At 65.6% G+C, this 18,445-nt stretch carries 17 protein-coding genes and 2 tRNA genes; 8 read left to right on the forward strand and 11 right to left on the reverse strand.

Annotated features, from left to right (window positions below):
- The first annotated feature begins 39 nt into the window (after positions 1 to 39).
- Positions 40 to 1,248 carry a chromate transporter gene (locus tag LMA02_RS12090; protein ID WP_228905114.1) on the forward strand — a complete coding sequence of 403 codons (1,209 nt, stop codon included), beginning with the start codon at positions 40 to 42 and terminating at the stop codon, positions 1,246 to 1,248.
- Positions 1,249 to 1,281: 33 nt separating this feature from the next.
- Here the strand turns inward: LMA02_RS12090 and LMA02_RS12095 are convergent, their stop codons facing one another.
- Positions 1,282 to 1,728 (reverse strand): multidrug/biocide efflux PACE transporter, encoded by a 447-nt coding sequence (locus LMA02_RS12095; RefSeq protein WP_228905116.1) that lies wholly within the window; start codon positions 1,726 to 1,728, stop codon positions 1,282 to 1,284.
- Between the two features lie 113 nt (positions 1,729 to 1,841).
- Here LMA02_RS12095 and LMA02_RS12100 point away from each other — a divergent pair, with 113 nt between their 5' ends.
- Positions 1,842 to 2,726 carry a LysR family transcriptional regulator gene (locus LMA02_RS12100; RefSeq protein ID WP_105833029.1) on the forward strand — a complete coding sequence of 295 codons (885 nt, stop codon included), beginning with the start codon at positions 1,842 to 1,844 and terminating at the stop codon, positions 2,724 to 2,726.
- Positions 2,727 to 2,760: 34 nt separating this feature from the next.
- Here the strand turns inward: LMA02_RS12100 and LMA02_RS12105 are convergent, their stop codons facing one another.
- The 5 genes from LMA02_RS12105 to LMA02_RS12125 all read right to left on the reverse strand — a co-directional run bounded on the left by LMA02_RS12105 (position 2,761) and on the right by LMA02_RS12125 (position 10,691).
- On the reverse strand, positions 2,761 to 3,219 hold the full coding sequence (locus tag LMA02_RS12105) for a CopD family protein (RefSeq protein WP_006752878.1): 459 nt from the start codon (positions 3,217 to 3,219) through the stop codon (positions 2,761 to 2,763).
- A 245-nt stretch (positions 3,220 to 3,464) separates the two neighbouring features.
- On the reverse strand, positions 3,465 to 5,786 hold the full coding sequence (gene parC / locus LMA02_RS12110) for a DNA topoisomerase IV subunit A (RefSeq protein ID WP_228905118.1): 2,322 nt from the start codon (positions 5,784 to 5,786) through the stop codon (positions 3,465 to 3,467).
- Positions 5,787 to 5,847: 61 nt separating this feature from the next.
- The gene (locus LMA02_RS12115; protein ID WP_228905120.1) at positions 5,848 to 7,830 is read right to left on the reverse strand and encodes a DNA topoisomerase IV subunit B; all 1,983 of its coding nucleotides are present in this window, start codon (positions 7,828 to 7,830) and stop codon (positions 5,848 to 5,850) included.
- A 273-nt stretch (positions 7,831 to 8,103) separates the two neighbouring features.
- Positions 8,104 to 10,089 (reverse strand): ATP-binding cassette domain-containing protein, encoded by a 1,986-nt coding sequence (locus tag LMA02_RS12120; RefSeq protein WP_228905123.1) that lies wholly within the window; start codon positions 10,087 to 10,089, stop codon positions 8,104 to 8,106.
- A 197-nt stretch (positions 10,090 to 10,286) separates the two neighbouring features.
- Entirely contained in the window at positions 10,287 to 10,691 is a 405-nt protein-coding gene (locus tag LMA02_RS12125) for a DUF4399 domain-containing protein (RefSeq protein ID WP_228905124.1), read from the reverse strand.
- A gap of 197 nt (positions 10,692 to 10,888) precedes the next feature.
- Between LMA02_RS12125 and LMA02_RS12130 the strand changes: the two genes are divergently transcribed.
- The 3 genes from LMA02_RS12130 (at position 10,889) to LMA02_RS35540 (ending at position 11,686) form a co-directional block, all read left to right on the forward strand.
- Positions 10,889 to 11,071 (forward strand): rubredoxin, encoded by a 183-nt coding sequence (locus LMA02_RS12130; protein ID WP_012364402.1) that lies wholly within the window; start codon positions 10,889 to 10,891, stop codon positions 11,069 to 11,071.
- A gap of 153 nt (positions 11,072 to 11,224) precedes the next feature.
- Positions 11,225 to 11,299 (forward strand) — tRNA-Arg (locus LMA02_RS12135).
- 204 nt (positions 11,300 to 11,503) lie between these two features.
- Positions 11,504 to 11,686, forward strand: coding sequence for a DUF6538 domain-containing protein (locus LMA02_RS35540; RefSeq protein ID WP_416378666.1), 183 nt, complete (start codon positions 11,504 to 11,506; stop codon positions 11,684 to 11,686).
- A 244-nt stretch (positions 11,687 to 11,930) separates the two neighbouring features.
- Here the strand turns inward: LMA02_RS35540 and LMA02_RS12140 are convergent, their stop codons facing one another.
- Entirely contained in the window at positions 11,931 to 12,920 is a 990-nt protein-coding gene (locus tag LMA02_RS12140) for an acyltransferase family protein (RefSeq protein ID WP_228905131.1), read from the reverse strand.
- 590 nt (positions 12,921 to 13,510) lie between these two features.
- Between LMA02_RS12140 and LMA02_RS12145 the strand changes: the two genes are divergently transcribed.
- Positions 13,511 to 13,587 (forward strand) — tRNA-Met (locus LMA02_RS12145).
- 78 nt (positions 13,588 to 13,665) lie between these two features.
- Here the strand turns inward: LMA02_RS12145 and LMA02_RS12150 are convergent.
- On the reverse strand, positions 13,666 to 14,862 hold the full coding sequence (locus LMA02_RS12150) for a right-handed parallel beta-helix repeat-containing protein (RefSeq protein ID WP_416378667.1): 1,197 nt from the start codon (positions 14,860 to 14,862) through the stop codon (positions 13,666 to 13,668).
- 433 nt (positions 14,863 to 15,295) lie between these two features.
- The gene (locus LMA02_RS12155) at positions 15,296 to 16,036 is read right to left on the reverse strand and encodes an SDR family NAD(P)-dependent oxidoreductase (protein ID WP_228905135.1); all 741 of its coding nucleotides are present in this window, start codon (positions 16,034 to 16,036) and stop codon (positions 15,296 to 15,298) included.
- A 115-nt stretch (positions 16,037 to 16,151) separates the two neighbouring features.
- Here LMA02_RS12155 and LMA02_RS12160 point away from each other — a divergent pair, with 115 nt between their 5' ends.
- Positions 16,152 to 16,766, forward strand: a complete 615-nt coding sequence (locus LMA02_RS12160) for a TetR/AcrR family transcriptional regulator (protein WP_228905137.1) — start codon at positions 16,152 to 16,154, stop codon at positions 16,764 to 16,766.
- A 79-nt stretch (positions 16,767 to 16,845) separates the two neighbouring features.
- Here the strand turns inward: LMA02_RS12160 and eco are convergent, their stop codons facing one another.
- On the reverse strand, positions 16,846 to 17,346 hold the full coding sequence (gene eco / locus LMA02_RS12165; RefSeq protein WP_228905139.1) for a serine protease inhibitor ecotin: 501 nt from the start codon (positions 17,344 to 17,346) through the stop codon (positions 16,846 to 16,848).
- Between the two features lie 144 nt (positions 17,347 to 17,490).
- Here eco and LMA02_RS12170 point away from each other — a divergent pair, with 144 nt between their 5' ends.
- Positions 17,491 to 17,826, forward strand: coding sequence for a hypothetical protein (locus LMA02_RS12170; protein WP_166725399.1), 336 nt, complete (start codon positions 17,491 to 17,493; stop codon positions 17,824 to 17,826).
- A 201-nt stretch (positions 17,827 to 18,027) separates the two neighbouring features.
- Here LMA02_RS12170 and LMA02_RS12175 read toward each other — a convergent pair whose 3' ends face one another.
- On the reverse strand, positions 18,028 to 18,429 hold the full coding sequence (locus tag LMA02_RS12175) for a hypothetical protein (protein WP_012364418.1): 402 nt from the start codon (positions 18,427 to 18,429) through the stop codon (positions 18,028 to 18,030).
- Positions 18,430 to 18,445: the final 16 nt, after the last annotated feature.

The raw sequence follows: 18,445 nt of genomic DNA on the forward strand, positions 1-18,445 counted from the left end.
TTCACGCGCGAGACCAGGCCCAGCGCCAACAGCATAGTCATGACAACCGTCGAAGTCGAAGCGGCCGAACGTGTCGAACAGGCACAGGCCTCCCTATGGACCTTGTTCAAGGTCATCGCCGGCATTTCCGCCGTGTCGTGGGGCGGGCTGTCGATGATGGCGCAGCTCGAACGCCACTACGTCGACCGGTTGCAGCGCATCGAGCCGCACGTGTTCGCCGATTTCATCGCCCTCGCATGGCTCGTGCCGGGCCCCGTCGGCTGCAATGTCGCGGTGCAGGTCGGCCAGACGCTGCACGGCCGCATCGGCGCGTGGATCGCCGGCATCGCGAGTGTGCTGCCGTTCTTCCTGCTGATGACGCTGTTCGCGATCTTCTACCGCACGCCGATCGTGCGCTCGCTCGCCGCGCCGATGCTGATCAATCACTTCGGGATGGTGCTCGCCGCGCTGATCGGCGTCACGTGGATCAAGCAGTTGCGTACGCTCGTGCGCACGCGGCTCGAACAGTTGATTGCCGCGCTATCGACGATTCTGCTCGCTTTCGCGCATAGTCCTGCCGCGTTCGTCGGGATTCTTTTCGCTGCGTTTGCAGCCGGCTGGCTGACCGGGCCGCCGCAAGACGACGTGGTCGACTTCACGCTGTCCCGGCGCGACCGCAACCTGCTCGTGCTGCTCGCCGTCCTCGTCGCGCTGTTCGCGCTGCCGCTGTCAGGCGACTATCAGATGACGCTGCTGTGGCCGCGGCTCGCCGGCGCCGGGATGACGCTGTTCGGCGGCGGCTTCTCCGCGCTGCCCGTGCTCAAGACGCTGTTCGTGTCGCCGGGGACCGGCATCTCCGATCACGACTTCACGCTCGCGTTCGCGCTGTCGCCCGTATCGCCCGGCCCGCTGCTGAACGTCGTGCCGTTTCTCGGCTACCTGACCGACGGCTGGATCGGCGCGCTGCTCGCGACCGCCGCGCTGTTCATTCCGTCGGGGTGTCTCGTCGTGTTCGCGCAAAACCATCTGTTCCGGCTCAAGCGCCACTCGCGCTTCGAGCACGGGATGCGCCTGATGCGCGCGGCGACGACGGGCTTTCTGGTCGTCGCCGTCGTGAAGATCCTGCATCGCGAACCGGCCGATCCCGTCTATTGGCTCACGGGCGCCTTTGCGATGCTGTGCTTCGCGCGCTTCAAGGTGCCCGTGTATGCCGTCTACGGCGCGGTCGCGATCGCGTGCGGCGTATGGCTGTGGGCCGTCGCGCATTGACGGCCGGTTGCGATCACCGCCACCGCTTGCCGCTCAGCCTGCTTGCACCGCGACGCGGCGTGTGACCCAGCGCGCCCGCAGCGCGTCGTAGGCGAGGTTGAAGCAGAACGTGTAAGGCAGGAAGAACAGCACGATGCCGAGGTCGAGCAGCAGCGCCTCGACGAGGCTCACATCCAGCCACCACGCGGCGACCGGCACCACCATCGCGACGAGGCCGAGCTCGAACGCGACCGCATGCGCGATCCGCATCCCGAGCGTGCGCGTGAGGCCGGCCCGCCGCTCGAAGCGGTCGAACAGCGTGTTGAACGTCATGTTCCAGGCCATCGCGATCAGCGACACCATCACCGTCAGCACGCCGACGTGCGAGACCGGCATGTCGAGCAGCCACGCGCCGATCGGCGCGCACAGCGCGATCGCCACCAGCTCGAACGTCAGCGCGTGAACGAGGCGTTCCGTCACCGTTTTGTTCATCTGTTTCATGCTTCCCTCCGATTCGTTGGTCCAGCTCATGTCGGCCATTTTGATCGGCACGACCGTATGAATCCAGTTTGATATCATCGGTTTTACCGATACAACGCCGTGAGGTCCGCCGCATGCGCCACGCCCCCGAAGCCCTGCTCGCCTTCGCCGAAGCCGCGCTGCTCGGCTCGTTCACGGCCGCCGCGCGCAAGCTGGGCAAGCGGCAGTCGACGGTCTCCGAAGCGATCGCGAACCTCGAGATCGATCTCGGCGTGCAGCTGTTCGACCGCTCGACGCGCACGCCGACGCTGACCGATGCCGGCCGCGCGCTGCTGCCGCAGGTGCAGCGCACGCTGGAAGCCGGCGCGGCGATCGACCGCACCGCCGCGCGGCTCGCGCAGGGCGAGGAAGCGCGGCTCACGCTCGTCGTGTCCGATACGTACCAGTCGAAGCGATACGAGGAAACCTTGATGGCGCTCGAGCGACGTTTTCCGGCGCTCGAGCTCGAATGCCAGATCGCCGAGCACGAGGACGTGCTCGACCTGATCCAGCAGGGCCGCGCCCAGCTCGGGCTGATGGCCGCGCGCGCCGTCTACCCGCCCGATATCGGCGCGGCGACGGTGGCGGAGGAATCCGAGATCGGTCTGTTCGTCGGACGCACGCACGCGCTGGCCGCCCACGGCGACGCTGACGTGCCGCATGCGGCGCTGCGCGACGCGCGCGAGCTGCGCCTGAACACCTACGTGAAGCCGGAGGATCGCGGCGCCGACGACCGGATCGTCGTCGGCACGCAGCGCTGGCTCGCGCCGAGCTATCTGATGCTGCTGGAGATGGCGGTGCTGGGGTTCGGCTGGGCCGAGCTGCCGCGCTGGATGGTCGAGCACTTCGCGCGCGACCGGCTGTGCGAGCTGCGCTCGCGCGGCTGGCCGCGGCGCGTGCGGGTCGATGCGGTCTGGTCGCGCAACCGGCCGCTCGGCCCGGCCGGCGCGTGGCTGCTCGACGCAATGCTGGCCGCGTAGCGGCGGGTGCCGAACGGCGCCGCGGAATCGGAGGTCAGAAGCCGCGCGACAGCACGGCGGCGCCGATCGTCACGACGCCGAGCACGAGATTGACGACGACGAGCAGGCGCACCGTGTTCACGGCACGCGCGCCATCGGGCCAGTTCTGCGCCTGCACCGCGCGGCGGATACGCGGGAACAGCGCGAAGCGGATGTGGCCGAAGATCAGCATCATCACGACGCCCAGCCCCGCCATCGCATGCAGCGTCCACGTCGCGTGCGCGCCGCCGAATGCCATCAGCAGGAACCCGCCGGACAGCAGGATCACGATCACCGAGCCCGACACCCAGTTGAAGAAGCGGCCGAACACGCCCTCGATCAGCGGCAGCCGGAGCTGCGGCGTCAGGTCGGACAGCGCCGGGCGCAGGCAGAAATTCGCGAAGACCATCCCGCCCACCCACACGGCGACGGCCAGCAGGTGAAGAAACAGCGCGACGGCAACAGCGTGGGACATGGCGACAATCCTGATAGGGGTTGGGTGCAACGAACAGCCGCGTCACGCGCGGTCTCGAGCGACGTTCGACCGGCGGCCCGCCGCTCGGTTCAGACCCCGGGCGGCATTTCACACTATTTTGCAAATTCCGCGTGGCGCCGCCACTGTCGCTTACCTGAATACGCCGCGCAAAAGAACAGGCCGCACGCCCGCCGAAGCGGAGGTGCGGCCTGCGATGCCGGTCGAGCCGGCAAGCGGATGCGGCGTCAGCCGAGCAGCGGACGCAGTTCGTTGACGACCTTGAGCTTCGTCTCCGGCGCGCGGCCCTTGCGTGCGCGCTTGCCGATGTGCGGCGCGAGCCCCGCGTACGACAGCGTTTCGTCCTGCGCCTTGCCGCCGCGACCCGTGCCGATCAGCACGACGCCGGCCGGGTCGATCGCGAGCGCCTGCACGAGCGTTTCCTTGTCGTCGAGCGCCATCAGGATCACGCCGCGGCCGCCGCCGGACAGCGTCTTCATCTCGTCCATCCCGAACACCAGCAGCCGGCCGCCGCTCGACAGGCATGCGACCTGCGTCGCGTTCGGCAGCACGGGCATCGGCGCGAGCGGCACCGCGCCCGTATCGATCGTCATGAACGCCTTGCCGGCCTTCACGCGGCTCACCATGTCGCCGACCTTCGCGAGGAAGCCGAACCCGTTGCTCGACGCGAGCAGCAGTTGCTGGTCGACCGGCGCCGCGTAGTAGTGCATCAGGTGCGAGCCCGATTCGAGCTCGATCAGCGACGTCACCGGCACGCCGTCGCCGCGGCCGCCCGGCAGCACCGACACGTCGACCGAGTACACGCGGCCGCTGCTGCCCCACGCGATCAGGCGGTCGGGCGTGCGGCACTGGAACGCCGCGTACAGGTGGTCGCCCGCCTTGAACGTGAAGCCGGCCGGGTCGAGCCCGTGACCCTTCAGCGCGCGCACCCAGCCCTTCTGCGACACGACGACCGTCACCGGCTCGTCGACGACCTTCGCCTCGAACGTCGCGCGCTTTTCCTGCTGGATCAGCGTGCGGCGATCGTCGCCGTACTGCTTCGCGTCGGTCTCGATCTCCTTGATCATCAGCCGCTTCATCGCGCTTTCGTTCGCGAGCAGTTCCTCGAGCTTCGCCTTCTCGTCGCGCAGCGTCTCGAGTTCCTTCTCGATCTTGATCTTCTCGAGCCGCGCGAGCTGGCGCAGCCGGATTTCGAGAATGTCTTCCGCCTGGCGGTCGGTGAGGCCGAACGCGCTCATCAGCGCGGCCTTCGGCTCGTCCGCCTCGCGGATGATGCGAATCACCTCGTCGATGTTCAGGAAGACGATCATCCGCCCTTCGAGGATGTGGATGCGGTCGTCGACCTTCGCGAGACGATGGCGGCACCGGCGCGTCATCGTCAGCTGGCGGAACTTCACCCATTCGTCGAGGATCGTCAGCAGCCCCTTCTGGCCCGGCCGGCCGTCGGCGCCGATCATCACGAGGTTCAGCGTCGCGTTCGACTCGAGGCTCGTATACGCGAGCAGCGTGTTCACGAATTCCGTCTGGTCGATCGTGCGCGACTTCGGCTCGAACACGAGCCGCACCGCCGCTTCCTTGCCCGACTCGTCGCGCACCGCGTCGAGCAGGTCGAGCATCGCCTTCTTCGTGTTGAGCTGTTCGGGCGTGAGCGTCTTCTTGCCGAGCTTGAGCTTCGGGTTGGTCAGCTCCTCGATTTCCTCGAGCACCTTCTGGCCCGACGTGCTCGGCGGCAGCTCGGTGACGACGAGTTGCCACTGGCCGCGCGCGAGATCCTCGATCTTCCAGCGCGCGCGCACCTTCAGGCTGCCGCGGCCGGTTTCATAGGCCGCCGCGATCTCGGCGTCGCTCGAGATGATCTGGCCGCCGCCCGGGAAGTCCGGGCCGGGGATCAGGTTCATCAGCTCCGCGTGCGTGAGCTTCGGATTGCGGATCAATGCGACCGCCGCCGCCGCGACTTCGCGCAGGTTGTGCGACGGGATTTCGGTGGCGAGGCCGACCGCGATGCCCGATGCGCCGTTCAGCAGCACGAACGGCATGCGGCTCGGCAGCGTCTTCGGTTCCTCGAACGAGCCGTCGTAGTTCGGCATGAAGTCGACCGTGCCCTGGTCGATCTCGTCGAGCAGCAGCTTCGAGATCGGCGTGAGCCGCGCTTCGGTGTATCGCATCGCCGCCGCGCCGTCGCCGTCGCGCGAGCCGAAGTTGCCCTGCCCGTCGATCAGCGGATAGCGCAGCGAGAAATCCTGCGCGAGACGCACGAGCGCGTCGTAGGCCGACTGGTCGCCATGCGGGTGGTATTTACCGAGCACGTCGCCGACCACGCGCGCCGACTTCACCGGCTTCGCGTCGGGGCCAAGGCCCATTTCGTTCATCGCGAACAGGATCCGGCGCTGCACCGGCTTCTGGCCGTCGCACACGTCGGGCAGCGCGCGGCTCTTCACGACGCTGACCGCGTAGCTGAGGTACGCCTGCTCCGCGTAATTGCCGAGCGTCAGCGCATCGGCGTCCGGTGCGTCGGACCCGGCGAAGAGATCGGAAGTATTGTCGTCCATCTGAATTCCGTATTCGTAAATGGCGTGAGGCCGGGCCGGGCGTCATGCCCGGCCGCGCGGGTTAGATGTCCGCTTCGACGTCGTTGCCCTTTTCCTCGAGCCAGCCGCGCCGCGCGGCTGCCTCGCCCTTGCCCATCAGCATCGTCATCCGCGCGACGGTCGCCTCGTAGTCGAGCTCGCCGAGCTTTACCGGCATCAGGCGGCGCGTGTCGGGGTTCATCGTCGTGTCCCACAGCTGCTCCGCGCTCATTTCGCCGAGACCCTTGAAGCGGCTGATGCTCCATTGGGTTTCACGCACGCCGTCCTTGCGCAGCTTGTCGAGCGTCGCCTCGAGTTCGCCTTCGTCGAGCGCATAGAGCTTCTGCGCGGGCTTCTTGCCGCGCGCGGGCGCATCGACGCGGAACAGCGGCGGCCGTGCGACATGCACGTGGCCGCGTTCGATCAGCTGCGGGAAGTGCTTGAAGAACAGCGTGAGCAGCAGCACCTGGATGTGCGAGCCGTCGACGTCCGCGTCCGACAGGATGCAGATCTTGCCGTAGCGCAGGTTCGACAGGTCGACGGTTTCGTCCGGGCTGTGCGGATCGACGCCGATCGCGACCGAGATGTCATGCACCTCGTTGTTCGCGAACAGGCGGTCGCGCTCGGTTTCCCACGTATTCAGCACCTTGCCGCGCAGCGGCAGGATCGCCTGGTATTCCTTGTCGCGGCCCATCTTCGCGGAACCGCCCGCCGAGTCGCCCTCGACGAGGAACAGTTCGTTGCGCGCGATATCTTCCGTCTCGCAATCGGTCAGCTTGCCGGGCAGCACCGCGACGCCCGAGCTCTTGCGCTTCTCGACCTTCTGGCCCGCGCGCGTGCGCGCCTGCGCCTGCTTGATCACGAGTTCGGCGAGCTTCTTGCCGTGCTCGACGTGCTGGTTCAGCCACAGCTCGAGCGCCGGCCGCGAGAACGACGACACGAGCTTCACCGCGTCGCGGCTGTTCAGGCGTTCCTTGATCTGCCCCTGGAACTGCGGGTCGAGCACCTTCGCGGACAGCACGAACGACACGCGTGCGAACACGTCTTCCGCGAGCAGCTTCACGCCCTTCGGCTGCAGGTTGTGCAGTTCGACGAAGCTTTTCACCGCCTGGTAGAGACCGTCGCGCAGGCCCGACTCGTGCGTGCCGCCGGCCGGCGTCGGAATCAGGTTCACGTACGATTCGCGCACGAGCGAACCTTCCTCGCTCCATGCGACGACCCACGACGCGCCCTCGCCTTCGGCGAAGGTTTCGTCGGTCGAACGCGCATCGGCAAAGCGCTCGCCCTCGAACAGCGGGATCAGCAACTCGCTGCCGTTCATCTCGTCGAGCAGGTAACCGCGCAGGCCGTCCTCGTATTTCCAGGTCTGGCGTTCGCCGGACTTCTCGTTGACGAGCACGACCTCGACGCCCGGCAGCAGCACGGCCTTCGAGCGCAGCAGGCGCTGCAGCTCGCCGAGCGGCAGGTTCGGCGAATCGAAGTACTTCGGATTCGGCCACACCTGCACGCGCGTGCCGGACTTCTTCTCGCCGCGGCCCGCGCCTTGCGTCGCGAGCGGCTTCACGACATCGCCGTCGGCGAAGCCGAGTTCGGCGATCTTGCCGTCGCGCCAGACCGTCACGTCGAGGCGCGTCGCGAGTGCGTTCGTCACCGACACGCCGACGCCGTGCAGGCCGCCCGAGAACGTGTACGCGCCGCCGGCGGCCTTGTCGAACTTGCCGCCCGCGTGCAGGCGCGTGAACACGATCTCGACGACCGGTACGCCTTCCTCGGGGTGCATGCCGAACGGGATGCCGCGGCCGTCGTCCTCGACCGACACCGACTGGTCGGCGTGCAGCGTGACCGTGATCTGCTTGCCGTGGCCGCCGAGCGCCTCGTCGGACGCGTTGTCGATGACTTCCTGAATAATGTGCAGCGGATTTTCGGTACGGGTGTACATGCCGGGCCGCTGCTTGACCGGCTCGAGACCCTTGAGCACCTTGATCGATGCTTCGCTATAGGCCGCGCTGGGCTTCTTCGTTGACATAGGCGCTGAATTTCGTCATTCATCGGGACGTTGTCCACGCCTGGTGTGGATAACGTCGTGGACAAAACGTTGAGTTCCGTAAAAAAGCGAATCGAAACAACGCTGTGCTTGGACTGCTTCGAAAGCGGGCGCGCGGCATGCGCTACGCGACCCGGGACGCGCGGTATTTTACTGGTTCCGCGTGGCGCGCCATCGCAAGATCGTCGCACGGCGCAACCGGTCATGCGACCGGCGATACGACGCGCCGGCCGGCGACGCGCCGCGCGCCGCGCGTCAGACCGGCTTGCGCTTCGCCTCGAGCGTCTCCCACCGCTCGAGCGCGGCGAGCAGTTCGTCGTCGATCGCCGCGAACCGTTCGGTCAGGCGCGTGCCTTCCTGCGGATCCTTCGCGAAGATCGCGCCGTCCTCGAGCTGCGCGTTGATCGTCTTCTGTTCTTCCTCGAGCGCCGCGATCTTCTGCGGCAGCGCATCGAGTTCGCGCTGCTCGTTGAACGACAGCTTGACCGTGCGCTGCGCGTTGCGGCCGGCGGCACTTTTCGCCGGGTCTTCCTTGACCGGCGCCGCTTCCTTCACCGCGCGCTTCGCTGCTTCCTGTTGCGCGAGCTGCTGCGAACGCTCGCTCTGGATCTGCCAGTCGGTGAAGCCGCCGACGTATTCGCGCCACTTGCCGTCGCCCTCGGCCGCGATCACCGACGTCACGACGTTGTCGAGGAACGCGCGATCGTGGCTGACGAGCAGCACCGTGCCGTCATAGTCGGCCAGCAGCTCTTCGAGCAGTTCGAGCGTCGGGATGTCGAGGTCGTTGGTCGGTTCGTCGAGCACCAGCACATTGGCCGGACGCGCGAACAGGCGCGCGAGCAGCAGCCGGTTGCGCTCGCCGCCCGACAGCGACTTCACCGGCGAGCGCGCACGTTCCGGTGCGAACAGGAAGTCGCCGAGATAGCTCATCACGTGCTTGCGCACGCCACCGATCTCGACCCATTCGCTACCCGGGCTGATCGTGTCGGCCAGGCTCTTTTCCTGGTCGAGCTGCGCGCGCATCTGGTCGAAATACGCGACCTGCAGGTTCGTGCCCGTGCGCACCGTGCCCGTGTCGGGCTTCAGCTCGCCGAGGATCAGCTTGAGCAGCGTGGTCTTGCCCGCGCCGTTCGGGCCGACGAAACCGATCTTGTCGCCACGCATGACCGACGTCGAGAACGTGTCGACGACCGTTCGATCGCCGTAGCGCTTCGTCACGTCCGTCAGTTCCGCGACGATCTTGCCCGACTTCTCGCCCTGCGCGACGTCGAGCTTCACGTTGCCCTGCGAATTGCGGCGCTCCGAGCGCTCGTTGCGCATCTGCACGAGCCGCGCGATGCGCCCGACGCTGCGCGTACGCCGCGCCTCGACGCCCTTGCGGATCCACACTTCTTCCTGCGCGAGCAGCTTGTCGAACTTCTCGTTTTCCACGCGCTCGACTTCGAGCTGCTGCGCCTTGCGCGTCTGGTACGCGGAGAAATTGCCCGGATACGACAGCAGCCCGCCACGATCGAGCTCGACAATGCGTGTCGCAACGCGGTCGAGGAACGCGCGATCGTGGGTGATGAACAGCAGGCCCGCGCGCTGCGAGACCAGCAGTTCTTCCAGCCAGCGGATGCCGTCGAAGTCGAGGTGGTTGGTCGGTTCGTCGAGCAGCAGCACGTCGGGCTGCAGCACGAGCGCGCGCGCCAGCGCGACGCGCTTCTGCATCCCGCCCGACAGCGCGTCGACGCTGGCGTCGCCGTCCGTCAGGCCGATCTGCGCGAGCGTCATCGACACACGCGTGCGCCAGTTCCACGCGTCGTGCATGTCGAGCGACGACTGCAGCGCGTTCATTCGCGCGAGCAGCGCATCGTGCTCGGCGCCTTCGGGTGTGTCGGCGAGGCGGTGCGCGATCGAATCGTATTCTTCGAGCACTTCGCGCGTGTGCGTGAGCCCCGATGCCACGGCCTCGAACACCGTCGCGCCGGGTTCGAATTCGGGCTCCTGCGGCACGTAGACGGTCACGAGCTCCTGCTGGCGCGTGATCAGCCCGTCATCGGGCTTCGCGAGCCCGGCGACGATCTTCAGCAGCGACGACTTGCCCGCGCCGTTGCGGCCGATCAGGCCGACGCGTTCGCCTGCCTCCAGCGAGAAGTCCGCGTGATCGAGCAACGCGACGTGACCGAACGCGAGGTGCGCGCCGGTAATGGAATAAAGCGACATGGGGAGACGGCGAAGAGAGAAATCGGAAGCGCCCATTGTACCGGTGGCGGACGCCTGCGCCGGGATGGCCGGACGGACTATGCCGGTGCGCGGTGCTTTTTGTGCTGTGACTGCGTGTAGGCGTGCGCTCGGCGGACGGCGCCGGCATCGCGCACTTCGCCGCCACGCGAAGCCGGCACGGCGGGCATCCGGCCGCAGCTTCGCGGCCGGGCGCCCGCACGCGGGAGGTGCGATTACTTCACGTTGACCGTGATCGTCGAGCTCAGCTCGGGACCGTACGAACGGTGTGCGCCGTCGCCGAGTTGCAGCGTCAGCGTGTGCTGGCCAGGCGGCAGCTTCACGTCGGTTTCGGTCTGGCCCTTGCCGAAGTGCAGCGAATGGTCGGAGGCGGGAATCACGTCGCCCTTCGGCACCGGCTTGCCGTCGATCAGCAGGTGATGGTGGCCCGTGTCCGGCGTCATGTCGCCGGCCGGCTTGAGCGCCATCCCTTCGAGGCCGAACTGCACGTGCACGGGGCTCGACACCGTCGCGCCATCCTTCGGCTCGACGAAGAACACGCGCGCCTCGGCACGCGCGAGCGTCGACACGGCCAGTGCCGCGACACATACCGCACCCGCGATCCATTTCTTGTTGAGCATCGTTTCCTCCTTCAGATTGAAAGGCTCACGAAGCATACACTGCGTGCCCGGCCCGTGCGATGACAGCCGTTGTTCGCGATGCGTACGTTTAAAAGGACGTTGCGCAGGTGTTCGGCGAAATTACGGTACTATTGCGCCTTTCGTCCGTTGGCCGCACCGCGGACGGCATGACCGACTTTCTTCATCGCGAACGCCCTATGAGCGAAGTAATCGAATACCAGAGCTGGGTCTGCCTGATTTGCGGGTGGGTCTACAACGAAGCCGAAGGGCTGCCCGACGAGGGCATTCCCGCCGGCACCCGTTTCGCCGACATTCCCGCCGACTGGCGGTGCCCGCTGTGCGACGTGGGCAAGGAAGATTTCGTCGTCGTGGATTTCTGATTTCGATTTTCGGTTTCTGGACACACTGAGCACGCGCGCCGCGCATCGGCACGCTTTCCGTCCGCCGATTCGCCGCGCGTTTGCTATACTCTGCGCGCTGTCCACATCGCCGTCCCGGTCGCGTTTTTTGCACGCGATAGCGCGGACTCGGCTCTCCCCGTAGTTCAATGGATAGAACAAGCGCCTCCTAAGCGCTAGATACAGGTTCGATTCCTGTCGGGGGGACCAGAGATCCTCCAGCAAAGCCTTATCTGGCTTGCCCGAAAAGGTTAACAGGGTCGTGCATGGGTACCACAACGGTTACCACATGCGGTACTCCAATGGCCCTGTTGCATCTCTCCTCACTCGTGTCCGTTAAGCTTAAACGTCTGGCAGAAGTCGAATAGCCCACTGCTGTACTTCCGCCGCCGCATCCCCGAGGATGTAAAGCCGCTGCTTGCCGCCGCTGGCTCTCCGCATGCGGGAAAGATTCACTACGTAGTCTCGCTACAGACCGCGGATCCTCGGGTGGCAGCGCCCAAGGTCGCCAAGTGGGTAAAAGAGACTGACGAAGATTGGGTGCGCTTGCGCAATCCCACCCGGGCGGAAGGGCGAGCGGAGCGCGTACCGCAGTAACCGCGAAAAAATTCGATGCTCGAACCGTGTGCAGAAGCGACCATCATCAACGTTCAATTTTCCGACTGAATCGGAAGTGATTGCGTATTTCTCGGCCCCGCAAGGCCCTGAAATCTATGAACACCTCGTCACCATCGATACCTACGATGAGCTCCGGTCAGCGTTTTATAACGGAGCCGGAGGCGCGCATTCCGGATTGCCGGCTCCCGACCAAGTCGCTCCGGAGGCGTGAACATCGCAATCGCTAGCTAGCCTTCGAGAGTTCCGTTGATGTTCCGGATTTGGCATCGGCTGGATTTTTGCGCAACAGACGGCGGGCCGCCACGACTCTCTTCTCGACTAGTTCGTATGACACCCATGCGAGTATTAGCGAGCTCGCGACCAAGGTAGGGATGTAGAAATACGAGCTCCGAGGAAGGCCCACGATCTGAAGGCACCAAATGATGAAGAAGTGATTTAAGTAGACGCCATAGCTCAGGTTCCCGAACAGTTCATCAAATGATCCGAAGGTGACCTTTCTCAGTGCGACCACGATCGGCACTCCAATTGCGATTCCAAACGTGACCTCGAACAGCGGATACTTGATCGCGTGATAGGTTGCCGACAGCACACACAGTGCAACCGATGTCACGTAGACGAACACTACCAAGGGCTTTCTATCTTCGGTTCGAAGAAAGCTTCCGGTTATGAAGATGAACAGGGTGCCTGGAAGCATCCTGTAGCTCCACGTGTCTGGATCGATCACATCAAAAAAGGGAAGCAAGAAAAAGGACAGCGACAGAAGAATCGCCGGAACGCGAAGGCCCAAGATCAAGATAAACGGAATGACCAGGTAGAACTGTGCCTCGAGGCCGAGCGACCATGCTTGGGGCACGGTTTGCGCGTTCGGGAAGTATCGAAAGAAGTTCAGCGGCAGCATCGTCAGATTCATGGCCACGGTCGATGGCGTCAACCCCGAGGTGAACTCGGACTCAGGGTGAAACAAGAAAATCAAAACGAGCGTGAGGGAACTGTAGAACAGAAACTGCGGAAAGAGCCGCATCGAGCGATCGAGGAGAAACCTCGGAAAGGAAGAAGCGCTCGCATAGTGCCGCTCGATCAAAGCGGTCATGACATAACCGCTCAGCAGGAAGAAAGACACGACCGCAACGATGCCGGGATTCTTCCCATGGACGGCAATGCCGACGTGAGACAGGACAACGGCGAGTGCGAGCAAGAGGCGATAGATACCCATGGAGAGTTGGTGCCAGGTCGAGCGATCAGGAACAGTGCAGGATTGTAGCAACTCAATGAATCCAACCGGCTTCGGGCCATTTCTCGTTTACGGGGAATGAAGGACCGACAACGCGGCACGCACGCGCGTCGACGAACGACTCCACGCAGGGGGCGTCGCTTCCAAGAACTCGAACAACGCCTCGACGAGAGCGCTACGAAAGAAGAGCTTCAGCGCTAGGGCGAAAAGAACGACGGGATCGTGGCCTCGGTCGCGACGGTCCGGACGAACACGCAATCGATAGTCGACACGTGGGAAGGTGGCGCCCGAGGGTTGCGCGTGGTGGCATCGGTCAGAAAGCGGTCCGGAAGCGCGGGAAGCTGACTTGCGCTTGCGGAAGATGAGATGAGCTTCCAAGCATCTAACACCAACCGCCGGAGGACAGCAAACATGGATCCGTTACCTTGATCGGAACCAAGGTAACACCCGGGTATCCAGAGAACCCTGGCAATGCCAGCGAGCGCATTCTGATGGGCGACGCGCCATCGCCCCGGACGAGCCATATCATTGATCATTTGACGCACTGCAACAGTCCGGGGTACACTTCGCGCCGCGGGGTGGAGCAGTCTGGCAGCTCGTCGGGCTCATAACCCGAAGGTCATAGGTTCAAATCCTATCCCCGCAACCAACATCGAAGCCCGCTCTGCGAAAGCAAGCGGGCTTTTTGATTTGCATGTTGTTGTACCAGCACGGCCGGCCCCCAGCCTCACTGCGTCAACCCCGTCCTGACCTTCGGCATCAAACTCGCGTTCACCCCCGTCACGGCAAACGTGCCTGTCGACGACGCCCCGGCCGGCAGCGCCAGCACACTGCCATCCCCGAGCCGATTCGCATCGACAACGATCTGGCTCACCGCGCACCCATTCGTCAACAGCCCGACCGGCGACCCGGCGATCGACGAAAACGTGTTGCCCGTCACGCTGAACGAACACACGTTTCCATACGCCCGGAACCCCGCATAGCCGGACCCCGACACGCGGTTATCCGTCACCGCGACGCCCGACACCGTTCCCGTCCATGTATCCAGTTCGATCGCGCCCTGTTGCGTCGGCTGCAGGCCGTTGTTCACGTTCGAGTTCTGGATGTTGGTCACGGTATTGCCGGTGATGACGACGTTCGATGAACCATAAGTCTTCCAGCTGTCTTCCTGCGCGACCAGGATACCCGCCGCCTTCTCGACGCCGTCGACCGTGTTGTTCGAGATCGTCACGCCCTGCCCGCCGACAACGGTAATACCGCGCCCCCACGAGTTCCCCGACACTGAATTGTGATCGATCAGCACGTTGCTGCTGAGCCGGCCGTCGCCGAGATAACTGACCACGGCGATCAGATCGTCGCCGGTGCCCGTCACCGTATTGTTCTGCACCAGCACGTTGGTCGAACCGTAAGTCGTGTGGATGCCGTCGGCCAGCGTCGCCCGCACGGTATTGCCCACGATCGCGACACCGTTGCCGCCGAACACGAAAATCCCCGCGCTCGCGCCCCCTTGGATCGTCACACCGAGCACCTGAACGTCCGCGCCCGTCACCTCGACCTTGGTCGACTCGGGCGTCGTGAGCCGCGTCGTGCCGGTCCCGGCGAGCGTCACGCCGACGAGCGTCGAACCGGCGCCCCTCATCACGATCGTCTGGTCGGCCGGATTCGTGGCCGCGAGCGTCGCACCGTATCCTGAGATCACCGCGTGCGGCACGGTCACGGCAAGCGAATGCCCGACAACATAGCAGCCCGGCGCAATCACCAGGCGCTGGCCGGCCTGGAGGCTGTCGAATGCTTTCTGCAACGCGTCGGCCTGATCGCTGCCGTCGGCGGCCGGGGAGACCGTCACATCGGCGACGAGAACCGGTTTGGAGCCGCTGGGCGGCTGAAGCGTCGCACCGGGGGTGACGCCGGTCGCCCCTGCGATTGGGCCGGAGCTTCCGGAATTCGTCGATGAAGTGGATGCGCCGGATGCCGTGTCGGCAGATGTCGATGTACCCGCAACGGTTTGCGGTGCCGGCGCCGCGTTGTCGTCGCCACCGCCGCATGCGGCAAGACAAAGGCAGAGCGCGGCAAGCATCGCCTGATCGACTGTACGCATACGATGTTCCGCTAGCCCAAGTTGGCGTCATCGTAAGTACGCCAGCGCACTTTGTAAATGGATTCCGTGCGGAGGCACCGTTCGCAGTCCTCCATCATTCATCGCCGCTGACGCGCATCCTACATTGCATAGAAGCCCGAACCTTATTCAGCACGCGAACGTCAGGGCTGATTCGGACGCGCGCGACCTCGAGATCGCGCGCGGCATCGGTGCAGCGATTGCCGGCCGCACACGAGCAAATTACATCGCACTTCTACGCTTATGCATTCGCGCCGCCATCGATTGTCAACCCGGTACCGTTAATCGACCGCCCTTCCGGCCCGACGACGAACGCGACGAGTGCCGCCACGTCCTCCGCCTTGCCGTACTGCGGAATCGCCATCCGCGAACGTTGCGCGCCGGCATGCTCACCACCGGCCGGATTCATGTCCGTGTCGGTCGACCCCGGATGCACGAGATTGACCGTGATGCCGCGCGCACCGAGATCGCGCGCGAGCCCCTGCGTCCAGCCGATCAGCGCGGCCTTGCTCGCCGCATAGAGGCTCATCCCCGCATCGGGCACGCGCGTCGCGAGACAACTGCCGGTCGACACGATGCGCCCACCCTCTCCGAGATGCCGCGCAGCCGCCTGCGACGCGACGATCACCGCGCGCACGTTCACGTTCAGCGTCGCGTCGATATCGTCGAGCGTGAGGTCGTCCAGCGCGCCCGCGCGGAAGATGCCCGCGTTGTTGACGAGGATGTCGAGGCCGCCGAGCGTCTGCGCGGCATGATCGACCGCGCCGCGCACGGCAACCGGATCGGCGCTGTCGGCCTGGATCGCGACGGCCCGGCGGCCCAGCAACTCGATGTCGGCAACGACGGCCCGCGCCCGCTCCGCCGATTTCTCGTAAGTGATCGCGACGTCGGCGCCGTCGGCCGCCAGCCGTTTCGCAATGGCCGCGCCGATGCCGCGACTGCCGCCCGTGACGAGTGCACGCTTGCCCTGAAGTCGATTCATGAAAGCTCCTGTGGTCATTTATGTAACGACCGACACAGAATGTGGCAGGTTGCGCGGCGCTGTCAATTGAATTATTTTATCGAGCGATACAGATATCACCGAAGGAACGGACGTCATGGCTGAACGGGGCCGACCGAGAAGCTTCGACAAGGAAGCGGCGCTGGATCGCGCGATGGAGGTGTTCTGGCGCCTCGGCTACGAGGGTGCGTCGATGACGGACCTGACGGCCGCGATGGGCATTGCGTCGCCGAGCCTGTACGCGGCGTTCGGCAGCAAGGAGGCGTTGTTCCGGCAGGCGGTCGAGCACTATCGGGAAACGGAGGGCCGTGAGATCTGGGACGGCGTCGAACAGGCCGGCAGCGCACACGACGCGATCGAGAACTACCTGATGCAGACCGCGCGCGTGTTCACGCGCCGGTCGAAGCCGGCCGGCTGCCTGATCGTCTTGTCGGCGCTGCATCCGGCCGAGCGATCGGACACGGTTCGGCAAATGCTGATCGCCATGCGCGAGCAGACGCTCGCCGCGTTACGCGCGCGGCTCGGCGAAGGCGTTGCAGCGGGCGAGATCTCCGCGCACGCGGATCTCGACGCGATCGCGCGCTACTACGTGACGGTGCAACAGGGGATGTCGATTCAGGCGCGCGACGGCGCGAGCCGTCGCGATCTGGAAGCGGTCGCGCAAGCCGCGCTGGCCGCGTGGCCGGCGCTTGCGGGCGCACGCGGCGGCTAGCGGCAGGCCGCGGAAAGAAACCCGCGACACCGCGCGCGGCCGGGCGGCGGCAAGCGGCCGGCATGGCCGCGCGGGTACCTTACTGCGTCACGGCGTGCTGCACGTCCTTCGACGCATGCCACACGCGGTAGCGCACGTCGAAGCCGTCCGGCACGTACACGACGAGCGGCAGGCGGCTGTTGTAGCGCAGCAGCTGGCCGTCGCCACGCACCTGCACGAACCGCTGCTGCGGCGCCTGGCCCGGGCAGGCCATCAGCGTCGACGCCGGCCCCTTCACATCGGTCAGCCGATAGTACGTATAGCCCCAGCCCTTCACGTCCTCGGCGGTCAGCTCGCCGCCGAACCATTGCTGGTTGCAGTCGGTCTGCAGCGTCTTGCCGATCATCAGTTCGACGCGCGCGTCGCCTTCGTTCTCGAGCGCTGGCAGCGCGATCACGGCGCGTTGCTGGCCGGCCGCCGGCTGCGGGAACATCTTGATCGACTCGGCCGGCACGGCGGGCGCCGATGCGGGCCCGGCCGCGCAGGCGGCGGCGGTCGTCACGCAAAAGGCGGCCAGGACAGCCCGGATCGCGAATTTCATCGATGTGCTCCTGATAAACAAAATGGGCCCCGGATGCTAACACTTTCGTCGCAAGACCTTACGAGGCTGTAATTTGACGACACAATTGCAAACAGTCGCCAATCCCCGCGCGCGGTACTTATAGGGGAACCCACGGAGAACATCATGCTGAAGCTCATTGCTGCCGCCGGCGTCGCCACGCTGCTGGCCGGCTGCGTCGTCGGCCCGGACGCCGGATACGGCTACGGACAGCCCTACTATTCCGATCCCGGCTACGCGTACGGGCCGGCCTACGGGGCGGCCCCGGTCTATGGCACGGTCAATATATGGGGCGGCGGCGGCGGCGGGCGCGACTGGGATCGCGGCCACCGCGACTACCGCCGCTGGGATCGCGATCGCGGCGATCGCGGTGACCATGGCGGCTGGGGACGCGGCGGCGGACGCCGCGGCGACTGGAACGAAGGCGGCGGCGGGCGCGGCGACGGCGGCCATCGCCACTGATTCCCCTGATCCCGCGGATCCAATTGCAACCGTTTGTATCCGCAGGCGGCTCCGTGCAGCCGCTGCGTGGGGCGCAAAAACCAGCTCCCCCGACATGACAAAGGCCCTCGCATCACGCGAGGGCCTTTCCTTTTGTCATCCTGCGTACCGGCAACTCAGTCGGCACCGATCAGGCGGCGCCGAGCCCGGTCACGCGTCCGCTTACCAGCCGGCCGGCTGCGCATAGCCGCCCGACACGGGCGCGCCGCACACATACGCGCGCTGATAGCGGTCGTAGCAATAGTTCGGGCCGCCGTCCTGGTACTGCGCCTGCTGGTAGCTCGGATACGCCGGCTGCTGGTAGGCCGGCGCCTGGTAGTACGTCGGCGGCTGATAGGCCGGCGCCTGATACACGGGCGCCTGGTACGCGACCGGCGGGTTCATCGCCGACGTCACGATCGCGCCGAGCACCGCGCCGCCGATCAGCGCGCCAATGACGGCGCCCCCGTCGCGGCCATGCGCGGACGCCGGGCCCGCCACGGCGAGCGAACCGGCGAGGACACATACAGCGGCAATTTTTTTCATGATGGACTCCCACGCGAAGTGGTACTGGATGCGATGCATTGTGGCCGCACGCGGT

This window comes from Burkholderia sp. B21-005, from assembly GCF_020843965.1.
GTDB lineage: Bacteria > Pseudomonadota > Gammaproteobacteria > Burkholderiales > Burkholderiaceae > Burkholderia > Burkholderia ambifaria.